Origin of the sequence: Flavobacterium sp. (assembly GCF_035456085.1) — a bacterium.
In the GTDB taxonomy this organism is placed as follows: Bacteria; Bacteroidota; Bacteroidia; order Flavobacteriales; family Flavobacteriaceae; genus Flavobacterium.
On record NZ_DATIDY010000047.1, the window covers coordinates 1 to 17,710 of the forward strand.

Genomic DNA, 17,710 nt, shown 5'->3' on the forward strand with positions numbered 1-17,710 from the left:
AACTTGAAATACGCATCTGGTGGCGGGAAATTCCTAGAATATGTTGCATTCTTAAAAATACGAAAAATCCTGTTTTTACACCACTATTTTACTATATTTGTTTACAATCAAACCGAAGTTTTTTCACAGACTGACGTTAGCACTCATTTTACAAACACAGTTGAATGGAAATATTACCATACAAAAAGATAACTTTAGAAACGAAATTAGAACCTGAATTAATTATTGATAGAATTCAAGATTCGATTGAAGATGTTGATTTTCAATTTTTTCGATATGGACTATTTTCAAAAGTGTACGAAAAACCTTTTGAAGGAGAAATTGACGGAAATGAATTTGAAATTCAACGACTTGTAAATTATAAAAATGCTTTGCTTCCTATAATGTTTGGAAATATCATCCGTGAATCAAATGTTACCAAAATAGAAATTAAAATGAGACCTGAAAAAGTCGCGTGTATTGCTTTAAATGTATTTGCGATTATTGGATTAGTGATTAATCTGTCAATATTTACAAAACCAAGTTTTAAACTTGAGGATTGTCTTTTTAATCTTGCGTTTCTACTATTACCAGCAGTTTTATATGGATTCTTTTGGTATGAATGTAAAGCCGGAATAGAAGAACTAAAAGACATAATCGAAAGCGAAAAAAACGAGTGCTAACAGCTACTACAACGGATTTGGGCAATAGGCTTAATGGAAAGTTGGTTTTGTATTTGGAAGATTTGGCAAATCCGAAGAATGGGCTTAATTTAGTCCCAAACCCGCTGTAGTACCAGAACGTTACTGGCTAGTTATACCGAAATTACGCAGGTAGATTTGATTTGGAAACTAAGTTCACAACTCGCAGAAAGTTGACAAAGCGAAGCGTGAAAATTGGAACTTGCCAACAGAAACTTGAAAATTGGAATCTGAAAAGCAGAAGAGTGAAAGTTAGAAAAACACTCTTAAACTGAATAAATTGGAACATTATGAAATTTAATAATTCAAATAAATTGATTTTAAGTGCTATCTCCATATTAGCATCTGCGTTTTTATTATATTGGTCACTTGTTTACTGGATGTTTAATAATTTGACCTTACACCAAGGCCAATCACGTTTAAATCCAGCATCAATAATTTCAACAATAATTTTAATATTCTTTGCCATTGTTACAATTACTTCAATCTTTTTTTTCTTCAAGTTTCTTTTAAAAACAATTAATCGTAAAAAAGAAAAAGCTGAAATATAAAAATTGGAATTTGCTTATAGAAGCGTGAAATGGTTACGATGGAAATCATAATTTCGGTTAAAATAACCAGCCAGTAACAGCTACTACAACGGATTTGGGCAATAGGCTTAATGGAAAGTTGGTTTTGTATTTGGAAGATTTGGCAAATCCGAAGAATGGGCTTAATTTAGTCCCAAACCCGCTGTAGTACCAGAACGTTACCAGTAATTTTATGAGAGAACCAATAATCGATAGAGACGACCCAAAAATTGAAAGTAATATGTATGACTTTCATACATTTATGCAATATGATGGAAAATTATTTACAGGTACAATATTGTATGAAGATAGTAAAAGTTATGTCCAATACAAAAATGGAAATGTAGATGGTCGTTCAATTTCATATTATTTAAACGGACAAATTGAAGAAGATTGTACTTACATTGACGGTAAGTACATTTCAGGTAAAAATTGGTATGAAAATGGGCAAATACGTTACGATTCTGAAAATAATTATGTGATTTTTGACGAAGATGGAATTTTAACTAAAAAAAACGGAAACTGGTTTTATAAAAATGGAAATGAAAGACTTACAAGAAATGAAAAAGTAACTAAACTATTTTCATCAACAGGTAATTTGGCAATTATAACTGAACCAAGTGATTTAATTGTTAACAATCATCCTACATCTAAAATTATTTATTACCATAAAATATTAAAAGAAGGATATAAAGATTTACAGGAACATATTTATATTTATCCAGAAGATAGTTTTGACTTTAGAGGTTGTGTTTTTGTTTTATTAAATTCTTGGATTATTGAACTTTATAGAACTAATAATAAAAAAGAAGCATTATACATTATAAATAATATGATAAATGACAGTGAAATTAAATTAAAAGAAAATTTAAATTACAGAGTTAAACATATTGAAGAAAATTTTATTCACAATTCAAAAATATTTGTAAAACGCCTTGAAAGTGGAGAATATGATTATAACAATCATTCCAATATCAACAATAATCTTTCTAAAATCATTTTTGATTGATGATATTAGCTATTGACTCATATTATTTTGAAAACAAAGCTAAAACAGTTTGTTTGATATTTGAACAATGGAACTCATTGGAAATTAATAGTTGTCATTCTGAAATAGTCAGTAATATTGAAAATTATGTTCCTGGTGAATTTTATAAAAGAGAGTTGCCTTGTATAATCAGTTTGATTTCCAAATTGGATTTAACAAAAATTGATTTCATAATAATTGATGGATTTGTTTATTTAGATGATAATGACAAGTTTGGGCTTGGAGCTTATTTATTTGAAAAACTTTCTAGCAAAATACCAATAATTGGTGTTGCAAAAACTGACTTTATATCTCTAAATAAAAACAAACAATTATTATTAAGAGGAAAAAGCAAGAAACCATTATTTATAACATCTATTGGAATAAATATTAATGAAGCTACAGACAAAATTAAAATAATGAATGGTGAATATAGAATTCCAACCTTACTAAAAGAATTAGATAAACTAACTAAAGAAAAATAAAAACTACTGGTAACAGCCACTACAACGGATTTGGGCATTAGGCTTAATGGAAAGATGGTTTTGTATTTGGGATGATTTGGCAAATCCGAAGAATGGTCTTAATTTAATCCCAAACCCGCTGTAGTGTCAGAACGTTACCAGTAATTTTAAACACACATTATGCAAAAACCAATCCAAAATTCCAGCGATTATGCCTTAAAATTAACCAAAGGAGCTTTGGGAGCAATTCCATTCGCAGGTTCTTTTATAGGTGAATTGATGGAAATAATTATTGTTCCTCAATATCAAAAAAGGCTTGAAGAATGGTTTGATTATATTGACCAAACACTTAAAACGTTAATTGAAAATGGTGAACGCACTAAAAGCGATTTTTTTGATGATGAAGAATTTCAATCTATATTTCAAAAGAGTTCTCGTGCTTATATTAATAACATTGAAAAGGAAAAAATTCCTTTATTAAAATCATACTTTAAATCAGCAGTTAGCAAAACTACTGAACTAAATAAAAAACTTATATTTCTTGAAATGATTGAAAATCTAACAGTTAAGCATTTGATGATTTTGAGAGATGTTAATGAGAATGAGAATAGCGACAATTACAAATACCAAGATGAATTAACAGAAAATCTTGCCAAAACATATACCGATGGCGACAAATCTTACTATAAACTGTTAGAAAATGGCCTTCAAAACTATCATCTTTTAGGATATTGGAGCGCTAATGTTGTCGAGAATAATAAAAACCAATGGAATTTAAGAACAAGTAAAATTGGAAAGGAATTAATAAAGTTCATAACAGAATAAAAAAACTACTGGTAACAGCCACTACAACGGATTTGGGCAATAGGCTTAATGGAAAGTTGGTTTTGTATTTGAATGATTTGGCAAATCGAATAATGGGCTTAATTTAAATCCAAACCCGCTGTAGTAGCGGGAGGCAATACCAATAAAAAATAGAAATTTAAATGTCAACTTAAATACTTAATAGCTTTTAATCACTTCTTGATACTTTCTTTAACGTCAGATATATCACGCTTTAATTCTAAGAACATTTTTTCCACACTTACAGGTTTTGGAATTTCGGGTTTCCTGTCACTTCTTCCAATATTGCATACATATTCCCAAATCTCCAATACATCTGAAGCTTTGACTTCGTAAGCAGGGTAAAAATTGTTGTCAGATTCCAAAACCAGAGCATTCTTTTTGTTTTTATTGAGACGTTTATACACCATCCCCTCGCGCTTGGTGATAAAAATATAGGTCTTACCATCAAGCACCTCGCCCAATGATTCTAAATAACGGCCAATTATAATAGAACCATCCTCATGGGGTGGCATCGAATCCCCCTCCACTGGAAATCCTCTGTGTTTACCAGGGCCTAAAAAAGGCAGTGAAATATGTTGCAGACTTTCAATATATTCAGGATCAGCATAACCGTTTAAATAACCGGCTTTCACTTTTTGTGTTACCACTTCTATAAAATTCTCTCCCTCGCTATCCACCTTAATAGGAAGTACCAATCGGTTGTTTTCCAATTTCAGCAAATCCTGGGAGTCAATTTTACGCACATCCACCGACAGTAATAAATCAATACTGATATGATAATAATGCGCTATTTTCTTCAAAATATCATAGGGAGCCTCCGATGTGCCGTCTTCATACTTCACATACCTCCCCCTTGTAATAGAAAGGTTTTCGGCCAGTTTCTCCTGCGATATCTTTTGTTTTACTCTAAGGGCTCTGATGTTGTCTGAAAATAAGGACATAACACTTTTGTTACAATTTGTAACAGCAAATATAAATAATTTTGTTACAACCTGTACTAATTTTGTAGTGTATAAAAATGTAATGGCTATGGAAAGAGCAATTGTACATATGGATTTGGATACTTTTTTTGTATCCTGCGAAAGGTTAAGCAACTCAAAACTACTTGGAATACCACTAATTATAGGCGGTGGAGACCGCGGTGTGGTGGCTTCCTGTTCGTATGAAGCAAGAACCTTTGGCGTTCGTTCAGCAATGCCTATTAAAATGGCACTCCGCCTTTGTCCACAAGCAAAAGTGATGAAAGGTGATATGGAATTGTACTCCAAATTATCCCACAACGTTACCCAAATTATCGAGGAAAAAGCCCCAATAATGGAAAAAGCCAGTGTCGATGAATTCTATCTCGATATTAGCGGCATGGATAAATTTCACGGAAGCTACAAATGGACCAATGAGCTGGCACAGTGCGTTACCAAAGAAACGGGCTTACCAATAAGCTTTGCTTTATCGGTCAACAAAACCGTTTCCAAAATTGCAACCGGAGAAGGAAAACCAATGGGAAATCTGGAAATACCCCAACAGATGGTACAGCCATTTTTAAACCCGTTATCCGTTAAAAAAATACCTATGGTTGGTGATGTAACTTTTCAGCTTTTATCACGTATTGGTATCCGTACCATTCAGACTCTTTCCGAAATGCCTGCCGAAGTACTCCAACGCATGATTGGCAAAAATGGTCTCGAGTTATGGAAAAAAGCCAACGGTATTGACAACAGTCCCGTTGAACCTTATACGGAACGAAAATCCATTTCAACCGAACATACTTTTTCACAGGATACCATTGACATTGTAAAACTCAAATCGGTGCTGATGGGCATGGTCGAAAAACTGGCCTTTCAACTCCGTTGTGAACAATGGTTAACCTCAACGATAGTGGTTAAGATACGCTATGCCAATTTTGATACCGAAACCAAACAATGTCGGGTGCAATATACATCTGCCGACCACATCCTAACTAAAAGCGTTACCGATTTATTTGATAAGCTCTATCAGCGCCGTATGCGGTTACGACTAATCGGAATCCGTTTTAGCGGCTTGGTTCGCGGAACCTATCAAATCAACTTATTTGAAGATACTGAAGAAATGTTATCATTATACCAAGCCATGGATAAAATGAAAAGCCGGTATGGTTTTGATGCAGTTATGCGATGCGCCGGGGCCACCTTTAAACCCAACAACAAAGCTGAAATTTTAAAACGAAATCCCAATGTACCTTAACTGTCATTCCTTTCATTCCCTGCGCTACGGCACTATTCCGCTGATGGACTTGATACAACAGGCTGTTGCATCAAAAGTGAAAGCTATGGCATTGACCGACATCAATACCGTTACCGGTATTTACGATTTCATAAAAGCATGCAACGATGTGGAAATAAAACCGTTGGTCGGTATAGAATTTCGATGCAACAACCAGCTTCGTTACATTGGACTTGCCAAAAATATGCAAGGTCTTTCCGAAATGAACCGTTTTCTGACAAAGCATAATTTTGATGGAACACCACTCCCCTATCATGCCCCAGAGTTCAATAACGTGTTTGTTATTTATTCATTAGAAAATGTACCTGCCGTTTTAAAAGAAAATGAATACATAGGAATTCGTCCCGAACAGCTCCTAAAACTGTTTCATGAAGAATGGAAAGCAAGACAACATAAAATGGTTGTTTTGCAGCCTGTAACTTTCCGCACCAAAAGAGAGTTCAACCTCCATAAGATTCTACGGGCGATCGCTACCAACATCATCCTTTCCAAACTGACTCCCGACGATTACTGCAGTACAACCGAAGTGATGTTGCCATTAGAAGAATTGGTGGCTAAATATGAAGAGTATCCCGACATACTTCTCAATACCGAAAATATAATTCAAGAATGTAATTTCGAGTTTGACTTCAAAACTCCGAAAAACAAGAAGTTTTATACCAATAATCGCAAGAGTGACTTGGCTTTGCTAACCAACCTTGCCCAACAAGGGCTAATTTGGCGTTATGGAACGAACAACCCTCAAGCCAAGGCCAGAGTCGAAAAAGAACTTAAAGTGATTGACCAACTTCAGTTTAGTGGTTATTTTTTAATCACTTGGGATATTATCCGCTACAGCAACAGCTGTGGATTTATGCACATCGGTCGTGGCAGCGGAGCCAACAGCATAATTGCCTATTGTCTCGGGATTACCGATATCTGCCCGCTGGAACTTGATTTGTATTTTGAGCGGTTTTTGAATCTTAACCGCAAGAGCCCTCCCGATTTTGATATTGACTGGAGTTGGAAAGAGCGCGATGTCATACTGCAATACATCTTCAATCGCTATGGAGCCGATCATGTCGCTTTCTGCGGAACCAATGTAGAATTCAAATACCGCTCCATATTTCGGGAAGTCGGTAAAGTTTTTGGTTTGCCTAAAGAAGAACTGGATATGTTGGCTAAAAACCCGATGGCATTGCATGACAACAATTCCATTGTACGATATGTTCAGGAATATGGTATGCTGTTAGAGAAATACCCAAACCAGCGCAGTATGCATTCCTGCGGAATTATAATTTCTGAAGAGCCTATTACCAATTATACTCCTTTGGAAATGCCTCCCAAAGGTTTTCCAATTGTGCTCTTCGATATGCATATTGCTGAAGACATCGGTTTTGAAAAGTTTGATATCCTAAGTCAGCGAGGCATTGGCCACATTGATGATAGCGTTAAACTTATTGAAAAAAACAGGGGTGTTAAAGTGGATATCCGTAATACATCCTTATCCAAAGACGAAGCCGTAGCCAATACTTTTTTGGCCCGAGGTAAAACCATTGGCTGTTTTTACATTGAAAGCCCCGCCATGCGTGGTTTATTGCGCCGTCTAAAATGTGACAATTACAAAACGCTTGTGGCTGCCTCATCAATCATACGCCCCGGTGTTGCACAATCAGGCATGATGAAAGAATATATCTTTCGCCACAATCATCCCGATAAATTCGAATACTTCCATGAGGTATTCCAGCAACAACTTGGTGAAACCTATGGTATTATGGTCTATCAGGAAGATGTAATTAAGATTGCCCTGCATTATGGTGGTCTCCCTGCAGCCGATGGTGATATTCTCCGCAGAGCCATGAGCGGAAAGGAACGTTCCAAAGAAGCTTTGCAAAAAGTTAAGGACAATTTCTTTGTCTGCTGTGCCCAAAAAGGGCATCCTCAAAAACTCAGTGAAGAAATCTATCGTCAGATTGAATCCTTTGCTGGCTATTCGTTCTGCAAGGCGCATTCTGCATCCTATGCCGTGGAAAGCTATCAAAGTCTATATCTTAAAGTACACTATCCCGTAGAGTTTATGGTCGCTGTCATCAATAATCAAGGCGGGTTTTATCGTACCGAAGTATATGTTCACGAAGCCAAAATGTCCGGAGCAACCATACACAACCCATGTGTCAACAAGAGCGAATATGAAACGACCCTTTATGGTACCGACGTATATCTGGGACTGATGCATTTGGAAGGACTGGAAACCAAAATGGCCTATTTCATGATAAAAGAACGAGAACAAAATGGCGACTATAAATCACTTGAAGATTTCATCAACCGCGTGCCCATAGGCATTGAAGGCATACAGATTCTGATATTTATCGGAGCTTTCCGTTTTACGGGAAAATCCAAAAACCAATTGCTGGTCATCGCCCGATTAATTCTGGTCAACTTCAAGCCCGAAAACCGTAATCTGATGCTGCTTCAGGAACCTGTCAAGGATTATAAACTTCCCCAATTGGAACGCTCTGTCTTTGAAGATGCTTTCGATGAAATTGAGCTATTGAGTTTCCCGGTCTCTTTCTCTCCTTTTGACTTGTTACAAACCAAATACAGAGGTACTGTAATGGCAAAAGAGTTGGTAAATCATCATAAAAAAACGGTAAAAATGCTAGCTTATCTTATTTCCAGAAAGCATGTCCCAACCAACAGAGGGACTATGTATTTTGGAACCTGGATTGATTATGAAGGGGAATATTTCGATACGGCGCACTTTCCCGACAGCCTGACGCAATATCCTTTTCAGGGAGGTGGCTGTTATCTTCTCTTGGGAACTGTGGAAGTGGATTATCATTTTCCCACCGTTACTATAACCAAAATGGCCAAAATGCCTTTCATTCCCGATCCGAGGTATTCCAACACCAAAGACAGGCAGTATAAGGTTCACGAACATATTCGGGAAGATGTCAGCATGACGCACCGGGCTCCCTATCCGCAGGAACATGAAATTAATTTGCCAAGACATAAAATGAAGTCTTGATTACATTTCATTAATTATACCGTGACTTTTTTCGTAATTTTACAAACTCGATTTCATTAAAACACCACTAAAAATGGAGAATCAAAACACTGCTTTAATGCGCTTTTTAGAGGCACAAAATAAAATGTATCTTACCGCTTTTTCTGAAATTAAAAAAGGCAAAAAAGATACTCATTGGATGTGGTTTGTCTTTCCCCAAATAAAAGGATTGGGACATAGTGATACTGCAAAGTATTATGCGATTGCCAACTTAAAAGAAGCCCAAGAATTTCTGAATCATCCCATATTAGGCAAGCACCTCATTGAAATTACTACTCTGTTGTTAAATTGGAAACAAAAATCGGCAGAAGAAATATTTGGAGATTTAGATGCTCTTAAATTACGATCTTCCATGACTCTTTTTTCTCAAATTGAAAATACGGATCCCATATTTCAAGAAATATTAAATACGTTTTTCTCCGGAGAAACAGATCCGCTCACTTTGTCTATTATTAATTCAACTTCAAAAAACTCAATTGAAACGAAAACTATTTAGTTTCCGTTTCATTGTTTTTGAATACTCTCTTTCAATTACTCCTTTTGTATTTACTTAATTTTTCAACGTATCCAATACTATCCAAACGACAATTGAATACTATTAATTGTCAACCTAATACGGACTTATACTCATAAATAGACAGATATGTGCTATTTTATTTCTCTCCCTTTTCCTGTTATTAATTTTCTTTTAAAGTTCACATTACAAAATAATTTTCTTCAAATAGAGCTATTAAAAAATATGTTGGTGGTTTGAATTTCATTCTGTTGTTTTAGCATTTTTTCCCTTTTTTCTCATTCGATTTCCTTACTTCCAATTTCATTTGATTAGGAGCACGGATGCTTGTTTTTTTTCAGGAGCAAAGGTATTTACGGGTTCTTAACGGAAAACCAAGGTCAAGCCCTTGGAGGTTTTAAAAAAAATCTCCACCCATGCGGGTTGTATTTTTTTCAAAAACCTTGGTTTTCCTGAACCCTACCTTTTTTATGCTCATGAAACAAAACCAGCATACTCCGGCTCTTTACACGAATAAAAAAAATGTCAGATATAAAAAACAATCAATTAAATATTACAAATGGAATGAAACAAAACAGCGCCTCCTCTCATTGCCGAATAAATATTCTAAAAAAATATAGGCAAAGCTAACAAGGCTATTTGGTGGCGAGCAGATTGAATGAAAAGCAAGTGTAACAAATTGTATAACAGTTAAAAAGCAGAAATCATGAATATTATCGGAAGAGTGACAAAAGATGCGGAGGTACGCACATTGTCGAACAGTAAACAAGTAGTAAACTTTTCAGTAGCGACCAACGAAAACTACCGAAATAAAGCAGGCGAACATATAGAGCAGACAACGTTTTTTGATTGCACCTACTGGATTAGTCCAAAGGTAGCGGATATACTAACCAAAGGTTCTCTTGTGGAACTCACAGGCAGGATAAGTGCAAGAGCATGGACAAACAATAACGGAGAAGCACGCGCAGGACTTAATTTCCACTCCTCACAAATCAAACTGCATGGAAACAGTAAAAGAACAGAAACCGTACAGGCAAACAAGGCTACAGCACAGGAAACGGAGAATGACTTCCCTTTCTAACAACCTATTTTTAAATAATTATCAATTTTTTAAATCCTTTTATCATGGCACATAATATCAATTTCAACGAGAAAACAGGACGTTATTCATTTTTTAGCGTAAACCAAAAAGCTTGGCACGGTTTGGGGCAAATTGTACAACAATATCCAACAAGCGAAGAAGCGATAAAACACGCAGGCTTAGACTATGAAGTTATCAAAACCCCACTATACACAAAAGGTTCGGAGATTATTGAAACGGCAAACGGTATAGAGATAAGCAACAACAAACTGCACGTTCCCAAATATTTTGCCAGTATTCGCACCGATAACAATGTCGTATTGGGTGTAGTGGGCAATGATTACCACATCGTGCAAAATCGTGAAGCTTTTAATTTCTTTGATGCCATTGTAGGGGGTGACGAGGGCATATTATATGAAACGGCTGGCGCATTGGGCAACGGAGAACGCATATTTATCACAGCCAAACTGCCCGACTATATCCGTGTGGGCAATGGCGATGATGTAACGGAAAAGTACATTTTCCTGACCACTTCGCATGATGGCAGCGGAAGCATCACAGCCGCTTTTACCCCTGTCCGTATTGTATGCCAAAACACCCTTAATGCCTCGCTTCGTTCGATGACTAACGTAGTGCGTATCAAACATACGTCCGGCGCAAAACAACGCATTGAGAATGCACACAAGATTATGGGATTAGCAAATACCCTGAGCGCACAACTAGAAGGCATATTTAATGATTGGACTAAAGTGAAGGTTTCCGACCAAGAAGTAAAAAAGCTAATCCAATTGGCTCTTTGCCCAAACAAGGAAACATTGGCTTTACTCAAAAAAGGTGCGGAAGATGAAATTTCTACCGTATTCAAAAATATTGTACAGGATGCCTTTGCCTACGCCATGACAAGCGACAGCCAACAAATGGACACCACCAAAGGAACTTTGTTTGGGGCGTATAATGCCGTGACAGGCTACTATCAGAATGTACGCAATTACAAAGATGATGAAGCCAAATTACAAAGTATCGTAATGGGTGGAACAGCCCAACTCAAATCACAGAAGGCATTTGAATTATGTACTGCCTTTGCAACAGACGGAGCAGAAATCTTAAACCTTAATTAATAATTACAGGTGACTACCTGCAAAGGTAGTCGCCTATTCAAAAATTATAATTTCACAATCTGAATCTTATTCTAAGGGACATGCATTATCTCTTTTACTGTTTTAGCGGACTTCTTTTCTTTTCGCGAAAGTGGCCAAAGAAAAGAAGCAAAAGAATGCCACTTGATTCAATTTGCTTTACTGAATTTTCATTTTGTATTTATGAAATTTAAACCACGATAATGAAAATAGATACAGATGATAAAATTTATAATTCATAGAAGTTTACAGAAAACTTTGTTCATAAAATTTCATTTTGAAGTTGTCTCTGAAAGCAATGAAATAGTTAAGCTGTTTATAGTTAAAATCCTCGAATAATAATTTGGGATAAGTCAAAAACGCTTTTGGAAAGAAAAGCGGGTTGTGAATTGAGCATTACTGTTGGGCTGGATACTTAATTTTGACCTGCTGCTGCTGTCTCTCCATATCTTTTTTCATCCTTGAGTATGACCACAGCACAAGAATACTAATGATAATCAAGCCATATGCGAGCCACTTGCCAATACGCTCCAAGGAACGAACAAACAGAGCTGTCTCATAGCTAGAAAAACCCTCCAAGCCTGCTAAATTACGTCTGTAAAACTTTCGGCGGTTTATCCAGTAGATAAGCCCTACACCTATAACAAGAGGAGTAATCCCTAATACCAACTGAGAAGTAACCGCATCCATATTATAAAGATTAAAATTTAATACAATTTACACAAAATCAATTAATTACAAAAATTACAGTCAAAAAAAACGACTTGCAGACAAAATAGCAAGTCGGTTCTTTAAAGATTTTTTAAAATTTCAGCTGGATATCGTCAATCAAACGAGCCTTTATTAGATCGGAATTTTTGACCCGAAGCCTTTGATTCCTGCCCCCGTTCTTCTCGAAAATCTCAATCAATAACACCTTGTCGTCAGCAATGGTGAACTGATCCAACAGGAACACGTTCTTATCGGTTGTTTTTCCGGCAATCTCACCTAGTGGCTTGTAAGTGCGTAATGGTAGTAATGGTATTTCCTGCACCACGGTACGCTTTGCGAACTTTTTGTCCATTACCTTGAAATTAATAAAATCAATTTGAAAAGGAACATTAGTGCGGTTTACGAGTTGCGTATGAAAATAATATTTGCCATTATGGATGTAAATTTCTTTGAGAATAAACTGTATACCGAAACTTTTCGTTTTGATATGTTTTACGGTGCGCTTATCGTTTTTGTAAATTGTTTCCAGTAACAATCCCGCCAAAGATGGTGAATTGTTCCCCAACTCTTCAAAAAGCACATCATTTCCACCCGTTTTGTCCACTGCCTTTTGCATTGCCAGCAGGTCATAACTCAATACCTCCGGAGATGAATTGTAATGCACATTGAAACTGTAAAAACGACCGTCATTGGTAATCACCGAAAAATTGGTTTCCGGTTCAAAATCTTTTACGGATGCTTTTACACGAAGTACATTTTCCGCATCTTCTGCTTTTCCCGCAATCAGGTATTCACTGCCCAGATCCACATAGCGGATAACTGCTGGAAAAATCAGGTGGGATGTCTTATCATAAGTAACATCCATATCGTAGGGTTCTATCTTGCCCAAAACAAGTGGGATTTTTGCACTGTCTTGCGCAAAAGAAAATACGGCAAAGCCCATAATCAGGGTAAATGCCCAAAAGGTTCTAAAATGATTATTCATTGTTTAATTCTGTTTTAGTTTAACATTATTTTTTGGAGACGAGGAATAATTGATATCCTGCCTTTACAGTAACTTTTGGTGTCTTCACTTTTTTGGAGAAATAGCCTGAAACACCTTGTATAACCCCACGGCTCAAATCAGCAGCAACCTGCTGTCCTGCCGATTGGGTAAGCATCAGGCTCGTACCGGTTTGCTGGCTCATGTTGCCAGCCATTTCGGTAAGGGCATTCATTTCGGGCGAAGATGGTACATACAGACCCTGTTGTCCATCCAAATCATAAATCGAAATATCAACCGAGATGATGTTTCCTTCTATTTCTATGGAACTAACTTTAAGCTGTAAACGTCCTCCCTCAAGTTTGGCATTGGCCGTTAAAACTGTTCCTTTAGGAATGGTATGATTAGGTGTTTTGGCTGGTTCCAATAACCGTAGGCGCACACCACCGTCACCAATAATGGTCTTAGTTTCCATCACACAGGCTTTAATACTATTTCTAGGTTGCACCACTTGTTCTAAAGCACCAGCAGTATAAAAACGGCTGTTCTTTTTCTGGCTCCAATCTGCTAAAAAGACACTGTCGGAAGACTCACGGTACAAGGCAGACACGGCATTCTTTCTTGCAGAAATAAATGCCGTAAACTGCTCTTTTTCTCTAGAGGAAAGAGACGCGGAAACAGCACCACTGGTAGGTGCCGTTTCTCCAGTCTTAACATTGGAAGGAAGATATTTTGCAGCCATCTGATAGGATTTCTCCATCAATGCCAATTGATCATCTACCGTCACTTTTTCGGCAACATCTTTCTCAGCCAGCTTTTCTTTTAACTCCTCCAATTGCTTTCGGAGTATCTGCGTTTCAGAATTATCATCCTTATAGAAAAAGCCTAATGTGCTTTGTGCATTATGATAACTGTTCAAAGCAGGATTTCTGTTTTTACCGGTTCCATTGCCAACCTCATTGCCCTTTTCCTCTTCTGGCAATTCTTCTCCTAATTCACTTTTTTCGTCTGTATTCCAGTAATCAGACAAAGAGGTCAAGGCATTCTGCTTTTCCTGATTCTTACGCTCCATCATTTCCTGTTCATATGCCTTACCCTTATCGGCAGGCATTGCTGCATCCGTAGCCTGAGGCACATTATCATTTAGTCCAATTTTATCAATTTCTTTTTTATCGGAAGAAGGATTAAAAATTAAATACATACAGCCTATGAAAACTACGCCCATTAAACCAAAAATGAGTGATTTTTTAAGCTTTTGGGATTTGTTCAGTTTACTCTCTAACAGTAAATCATCAGCTTCTTTCGGATTACCCTCCGTTACCCGAACAACCTTTTTTTGGTTATCATTTTCTTTCATAAATCTTATTTTTTAAAATTGTTTAAAATGCGTTCTGCAATTTTCCAGGACTTTCATTTACTTTTAGTAACAGGGTTCTCGATATGCTCAATGACTAAATCGTTACGGCACATTGAAGTATCATACCAAATTTTACCTATGATTCCAGCCGTTAGCAAAAGATAAACCATAAAGAAGTACAATATATATTGGTGCTGTTTTCGTACTGAAAGTCCCCGCCAACGTTCTTCCAGCTTATCAAAATACTTGCCTATGTTTGCTCTCAATTCTTTCATGGTCTTGCTATTTCTTTTGTTAAAGCCTTAAACGCTTTGGTCTTTTTTCTTCCTTTTGATTGAGCTCTTCATTGACCAATGCGATTGCTTCCAGCGCTTTGGGTGTGGATAGTATCGAAAGGCCAGTCAGATCAGATTTTTTCAGCAGTTGTCCGAAACCATCTTTTTTTGCTACCTCCATTCTGTGGAGAGAGAATTTGCTGTTCAGGTATTGTACCCACATACTGCATTCTACACGAGGAGAATCTTCTCCTGACCATTGTAGGTAGCTTATCAGCAACAGTTCTTGTTTAGGCAGACTGTCGGTGCCTTTACGGCAACTTTCGAGGTATTCACTGATACTGTCTTTTAGCTTTCCGGGATACGCACCCTGCGTGTGGAAATAACCGCTATACCCTTTGTCGGTGAGGATTTTAGCGAACGTGTTTAAATCTGCTGATGTTTCCATAACACTGTTTTTAGCGTTCGATGACTTCTATATCTTTATTTTCTACAACAACGAACTTTTCGATATTAAAGCCCTGCGGGTTGTTATCAGATCGAACAGAGTTCAAGAGATAGCAGGATGTAATCAGGTTACGTTTGGTTACATTGCTGGAACGGACGATGAATTGTTTGGCATAAGTGCGTACCGCATAAGGATACTTATCAAAATTGCATACTACACTGTCCACTTCTAGACGCTGTTGCACATTTCCCGATATGATACGGTTATAATACCCTTTTTCCGAAAGATCCTTGTAATAATCAAAGGCGCTTTTATCGGCAAGGTTGAATGCTCTACTCATATTGCTTTCGATAGCATTCTTATCGGGAGCCAACGTAAAGAACAGTTCGTGAAAACGTCTTACGTGTTCTCTTGCCTCAACCGGACGGTTGATCGATGCATCTTGTGCAAGTGCCAGCATCAATGATTTTCCATTGTCCAGTACATAAATTTTTTGACGTTGTGCCTCAGCAAACCGGTAAGATGACCATACGGCATATCCTGTTACACTTATGCAGAGAACGGCAAAAACAAGGGCATAAAGCCTGATTTGGCGAAAACTGTTTTCGATATTTCTTAGCGTTTTAAATTCCATTTTTTACAGATTAGTGGTTTTACATTACTTAAGTAGTTTACCTCCAATATTCCCTACTACTGAACCTCCTCCGGCTCCGGCAATATTTCCGGCTCTTACTGCGGTTTGGTTCACATTACGGGTAAAATTCCCCGCACCTCCAGCCTGAATGATCCAGCCCGTTACTGTAGGGATGGTAAAATATCCCACAATGCCAATGATCATAAAAATCACATACACCGTATTTGAAGTATCGGGAATGAATGTTGGATCGGCAAGCATCTCGATATCCCTTTCTATAATTAGGGATTGTATCTTAGCAAGCATGGAACTGAATAAGTCTGCTACAGGCAGCCATAAATACACACTGATATATCGTGTAAGCCATTGCGTAAGTGTGGGCTGAAAACCATCCCATACCGATATGGCAAAAGCAATTGGCCCCAATATGGACAGTACAATCAAAAAGAAGGTCCGCAGAGTGTCAATCACCAGAGCAGCTGCCTGAAACAGAATTTCTAACAGTTCCCTGAACCAGTTTTTTACAGACTGTTCTATACTGTAAATCCCCCTTTCCATGTACATCCCTGTCATCGTGGCCAGATCGGATGGCGACCAGCCCAGTTCTTCCAGTTTTTTATCAAACTCTTCATTTGATACCAAATAGGCGTTTTCAGGATTCCGAAGCATTGCTTCGCGTTCCAACAGGTCTTTTTTAGTCTGTAGGGCGTTCAGGTCAAGCACCTGATTTTCAAGAATGGCATGGGTCCCCTGTACCAGTGGACTTAACACAGCATTAATGGTTCCAAGTACCATTGTTGGGAAAAACATAATACAAAGACCCAATGCAAAAGGACGAAGCAAAGGGTAAATATCAATAGGCTCTGTCCTGCTTAGTGACTGCCATACTTTAATGGCCACATAAAACAAAGCTCCCAAACCGGCCACTCCTTTAGCCACTGCTGCCATATCGGCGGACAGCGGCAGCATCTCATCATACAAGGAGCGCAGAACCTCGTGAAGATTATTAGGTTCCATAATCTACCAGTATTTTTGCCCAGCAGTTCCGTAGAGCTCGAGTACTCTTTTAGTATTGTTCTGCTTTTTTGCCCTTATAAAGCTTACCGAGATATTTTTGTTCGTGAAATAGCGCACAAGGCTATGATATTCCTTAACTTCTTTGTACACACGGTCAATAATATCCATACGTTCTTTATCATTTAGCGATAAGCTGGAAGCACTTACGATCTGTTTGAGTTCTTTAAGCAGTGTGGTGCTTTCGTTAAGCAGCGCAGAATAACCATTGGCAATAGCTGTTAATTCCTGTGTAGAAAAGCTAGGGTCGTTAATCATCTTGCCAAAATTCTGCACATAGATTTCTGATACATCACCAACCAACAGTACCGTCATCTGTACCTTTCGGGCATCTTTTACCAGATTATTCACTGCTTGCAACTTATCATAGTATTCTTTGCCTTGATTATATACCTTTTCAACTTCCTTAAAATTTTTAATGACATTGGATACGGTGGATGAAGTCTGCACAATTTCATTGGCACTGTTAACAATTCCCTGAGCCAAATTTGTGGGGTCTGTAACTACCCATTGGGCTTTTGCGGATGGTGCTACAGCCAGCATTAGGGCTGTCAACACCATAAAAAATATTTTGTTCATTGTTGTTCGTTATTTGATTTATAAATGT

At 37.3% G+C, this 17,710-nt stretch carries 19 protein-coding genes; 11 read left to right on the plus strand and 8 right to left on the minus strand.

The features are described 5' to 3' along the window. The 6 genes from VLC96_RS03875 to VLC96_RS03900 form a co-directional block, all read left to right on the plus strand. Nucleotides 1-192 (plus strand): hypothetical protein (locus VLC96_RS03875; RefSeq protein ID WP_325260738.1); only part of this gene is annotated, 192 nt, incomplete at its 5' end. Further along, nucleotides 165-662, plus strand: a complete 498-nt coding sequence (locus tag VLC96_RS03880) for a hypothetical protein (RefSeq protein WP_325260739.1) — start codon at nucleotides 165-167, stop codon at nucleotides 660-662. The genes VLC96_RS03875 and VLC96_RS03880, both read left to right, overlap by 28 nt. A 308-nt stretch (nucleotides 663-970) precedes the next feature. Further along, nucleotides 971-1,231, plus strand: coding sequence for a hypothetical protein (locus VLC96_RS03885; RefSeq protein WP_325260740.1), 261 nt, complete (start codon nucleotides 971-973; stop codon nucleotides 1,229-1,231). A gap of 211 nt (nucleotides 1,232-1,442) precedes the next feature. Then, the gene (locus tag VLC96_RS03890) at nucleotides 1,443-2,258 is read left to right on the plus strand and encodes a toxin-antitoxin system YwqK family antitoxin (protein ID WP_325260741.1); all 816 of its coding nucleotides are present in this window, start codon (nucleotides 1,443-1,445) and stop codon (nucleotides 2,256-2,258) included. Then, nucleotides 2,258-2,761: an endonuclease V gene (locus VLC96_RS03895; RefSeq protein WP_325260796.1), complete on the plus strand. Its 504-nt coding sequence runs from the start codon at nucleotides 2,258-2,260 to the stop codon at nucleotides 2,759-2,761. The genes VLC96_RS03890 and VLC96_RS03895 overlap by 1 nt, the downstream gene beginning before the upstream one ends. A gap of 159 nt (nucleotides 2,762-2,920) precedes the next feature. Then, nucleotides 2,921-3,565, plus strand: a complete 645-nt coding sequence (locus VLC96_RS03900) for a hypothetical protein (RefSeq protein WP_325260742.1) — start codon at nucleotides 2,921-2,923, stop codon at nucleotides 3,563-3,565. Between the two features lie 191 nt (nucleotides 3,566-3,756). Here the strand turns inward: VLC96_RS03900 and VLC96_RS03905 are convergent, their stop codons facing one another. Beyond that, a complete protein-coding gene (locus tag VLC96_RS03905; protein WP_325260743.1) occupies nucleotides 3,757-4,527 on the minus strand; it encodes an XRE family transcriptional regulator in 771 nt (256 codons plus the stop codon). Between the two features lie 88 nt (nucleotides 4,528-4,615). Between VLC96_RS03905 and dinB the strand changes: the two genes are divergently transcribed. The 5 genes from dinB (at nucleotide 4,616) to VLC96_RS03930 (ending at nucleotide 11,604) form a co-directional block, all read left to right on the plus strand. Continuing rightward, nucleotides 4,616-5,806, plus strand: coding sequence for a DNA polymerase IV (dinB, locus tag VLC96_RS03910; protein ID WP_325260797.1), 1,191 nt, complete (start codon nucleotides 4,616-4,618; stop codon nucleotides 5,804-5,806). Then, nucleotides 5,796-8,852 (plus strand): DNA polymerase III subunit alpha, encoded by a 3,057-nt coding sequence (locus VLC96_RS03915; RefSeq protein ID WP_325260744.1) that lies wholly within the window; start codon nucleotides 5,796-5,798, stop codon nucleotides 8,850-8,852. The genes dinB and VLC96_RS03915 overlap by 11 nt, the downstream gene beginning before the upstream one ends. Before the next feature lie 73 nt (nucleotides 8,853-8,925). Continuing rightward, the gene (locus VLC96_RS03920; protein ID WP_325260745.1) at nucleotides 8,926-9,387 is read left to right on the plus strand and encodes a DUF1810 domain-containing protein; all 462 of its coding nucleotides are present in this window, start codon (nucleotides 8,926-8,928) and stop codon (nucleotides 9,385-9,387) included. Nucleotides 9,388-10,111: 724 nt separating this feature from the next. Continuing rightward, complete coding sequence (locus tag VLC96_RS03925) at nucleotides 10,112-10,486, plus strand: single-stranded DNA-binding protein (RefSeq protein WP_325260746.1); 375 nt, start codon at nucleotides 10,112-10,114, stop codon at nucleotides 10,484-10,486. A gap of 44 nt (nucleotides 10,487-10,530) precedes the next feature. Beyond that, entirely contained in the window at nucleotides 10,531-11,604 is a 1,074-nt protein-coding gene (locus VLC96_RS03930) for a DUF932 domain-containing protein (RefSeq protein ID WP_325260747.1), read from the plus strand. Between the two features lie 414 nt (nucleotides 11,605-12,018). Here the strand turns inward: VLC96_RS03930 and VLC96_RS03935 are convergent, their stop codons facing one another. From VLC96_RS03935 to VLC96_RS03965, 7 genes are all read right to left on the minus strand, one after another. Next, entirely contained in the window at nucleotides 12,019-12,312 is a 294-nt protein-coding gene (locus VLC96_RS03935) for a molybdenum ABC transporter permease (protein WP_325260748.1), read from the minus strand. Between the two features lie 112 nt (nucleotides 12,313-12,424). Beyond that, nucleotides 12,425-13,318: a conjugative transposon protein TraN gene (traN, locus tag VLC96_RS03940; RefSeq protein WP_325260749.1), complete on the minus strand. Its 894-nt coding sequence runs from the start codon at nucleotides 13,316-13,318 to the stop codon at nucleotides 12,425-12,427. 25 nt (nucleotides 13,319-13,343) lie between these two features. Then, nucleotides 13,344-14,672 carry a conjugative transposon protein TraM gene (gene traM / locus VLC96_RS03945; protein WP_325260750.1) on the minus strand — a complete coding sequence of 443 codons (1,329 nt, stop codon included), beginning with the start codon at nucleotides 14,670-14,672 and terminating at the stop codon, nucleotides 13,344-13,346. Between the two features lie 294 nt (nucleotides 14,673-14,966). Then, on the minus strand, nucleotides 14,967-15,395 hold the full coding sequence (locus VLC96_RS03950) for a hypothetical protein (protein WP_325260751.1): 429 nt from the start codon (nucleotides 15,393-15,395) through the stop codon (nucleotides 14,967-14,969). 10 nt (nucleotides 15,396-15,405) lie between these two features. Beyond that, nucleotides 15,406-16,029, minus strand: coding sequence for a conjugative transposon protein TraK (traK, locus tag VLC96_RS03955; protein WP_325260752.1), 624 nt, complete (start codon nucleotides 16,027-16,029; stop codon nucleotides 15,406-15,408). A 24-nt stretch (nucleotides 16,030-16,053) separates the two neighbouring features. Then, on the minus strand, nucleotides 16,054-17,046 hold the full coding sequence (traJ, locus tag VLC96_RS03960) for a conjugative transposon protein TraJ (protein WP_325260753.1): 993 nt from the start codon (nucleotides 17,044-17,046) through the stop codon (nucleotides 16,054-16,056). Nucleotides 17,047-17,049: 3 nt separating this feature from the next. Further along, nucleotides 17,050-17,664 carry a DUF4141 domain-containing protein gene (locus tag VLC96_RS03965; RefSeq protein WP_491700813.1) on the minus strand — a complete coding sequence of 205 codons (615 nt, stop codon included), beginning with the start codon at nucleotides 17,662-17,664 and terminating at the stop codon, nucleotides 17,050-17,052. Nucleotides 17,665-17,710 lie beyond the last annotated feature (46 nt).

What these genes read in the sequence shown, in the direction of transcription:
- VLC96_RS03915 (WP_325260744.1), top strand. Translation starts at nt 5,796, where the DNA reads ATGTACCTTAACTGTCATTCCTTTCATTCCCTGCGCTACGGCACTATT.
- VLC96_RS03930 (WP_325260747.1), top strand. Translation starts at nt 10,531, where the DNA reads ATGGCACATAATATCAATTTCAACGAGAAAACAGGACGTTATTCATTT.
- traN (WP_325260749.1), bottom strand. Translation starts at nt 13,318, where the DNA reads ATGAATAATCATTTTAGAACCTTTTGGGCATTTACCCTGATTATGGGC.
- traK (WP_325260752.1), bottom strand. Translation starts at nt 16,029, where the DNA reads ATGGAATTTAAAACGCTAAGAAATATCGAAAACAGTTTTCGCCAAATC.
- VLC96_RS03900 (WP_325260742.1), top strand. Translation starts at nt 2,921, where the DNA reads ATGCAAAAACCAATCCAAAATTCCAGCGATTATGCCTTAAAATTAACC.
- VLC96_RS03890 (WP_325260741.1), top strand. Translation starts at nt 1,443, where the DNA reads ATGAGAGAACCAATAATCGATAGAGACGACCCAAAAATTGAAAGTAAT.
- VLC96_RS03920 (WP_325260745.1), top strand. Translation starts at nt 8,926, where the DNA reads ATGGAGAATCAAAACACTGCTTTAATGCGCTTTTTAGAGGCACAAAAT.
- traM (WP_325260750.1), bottom strand. Translation starts at nt 14,672, where the DNA reads ATGAAAGAAAATGATAACCAAAAAAAGGTTGTTCGGGTAACGGAGGGT.
- VLC96_RS03895 (WP_325260796.1), top strand. Translation starts at nt 2,258, where the DNA reads ATGATATTAGCTATTGACTCATATTATTTTGAAAACAAAGCTAAAACA.
- VLC96_RS03935 (WP_325260748.1), bottom strand. Translation starts at nt 12,312, where the DNA reads ATGGATGCGGTTACTTCTCAGTTGGTATTAGGGATTACTCCTCTTGTT.
- VLC96_RS03950 (WP_325260751.1), bottom strand. Translation starts at nt 15,395, where the DNA reads ATGGAAACATCAGCAGATTTAAACACGTTCGCTAAAATCCTCACCGAC.
- traJ (WP_325260753.1), bottom strand. Translation starts at nt 17,046, where the DNA reads ATGGAACCTAATAATCTTCACGAGGTTCTGCGCTCCTTGTATGATGAG.
- VLC96_RS03880 (WP_325260739.1), top strand. Translation starts at nt 165, where the DNA reads ATGGAAATATTACCATACAAAAAGATAACTTTAGAAACGAAATTAGAA.
- VLC96_RS03965 (WP_491700813.1), bottom strand. Translation starts at nt 17,664, where the DNA reads ATGGTGTTGACAGCCCTAATGCTGGCTGTAGCACCATCCGCAAAAGCC.
- dinB (WP_325260797.1), top strand. Translation starts at nt 4,616, where the DNA reads ATGGAAAGAGCAATTGTACATATGGATTTGGATACTTTTTTTGTATCC.
- VLC96_RS03925 (WP_325260746.1), top strand. Translation starts at nt 10,112, where the DNA reads ATGAATATTATCGGAAGAGTGACAAAAGATGCGGAGGTACGCACATTG.
- VLC96_RS03905 (WP_325260743.1), bottom strand. Translation starts at nt 4,527, where the DNA reads ATGTCCTTATTTTCAGACAACATCAGAGCCCTTAGAGTAAAACAAAAG.
- VLC96_RS03885 (WP_325260740.1), top strand. Translation starts at nt 971, where the DNA reads ATGAAATTTAATAATTCAAATAAATTGATTTTAAGTGCTATCTCCATA.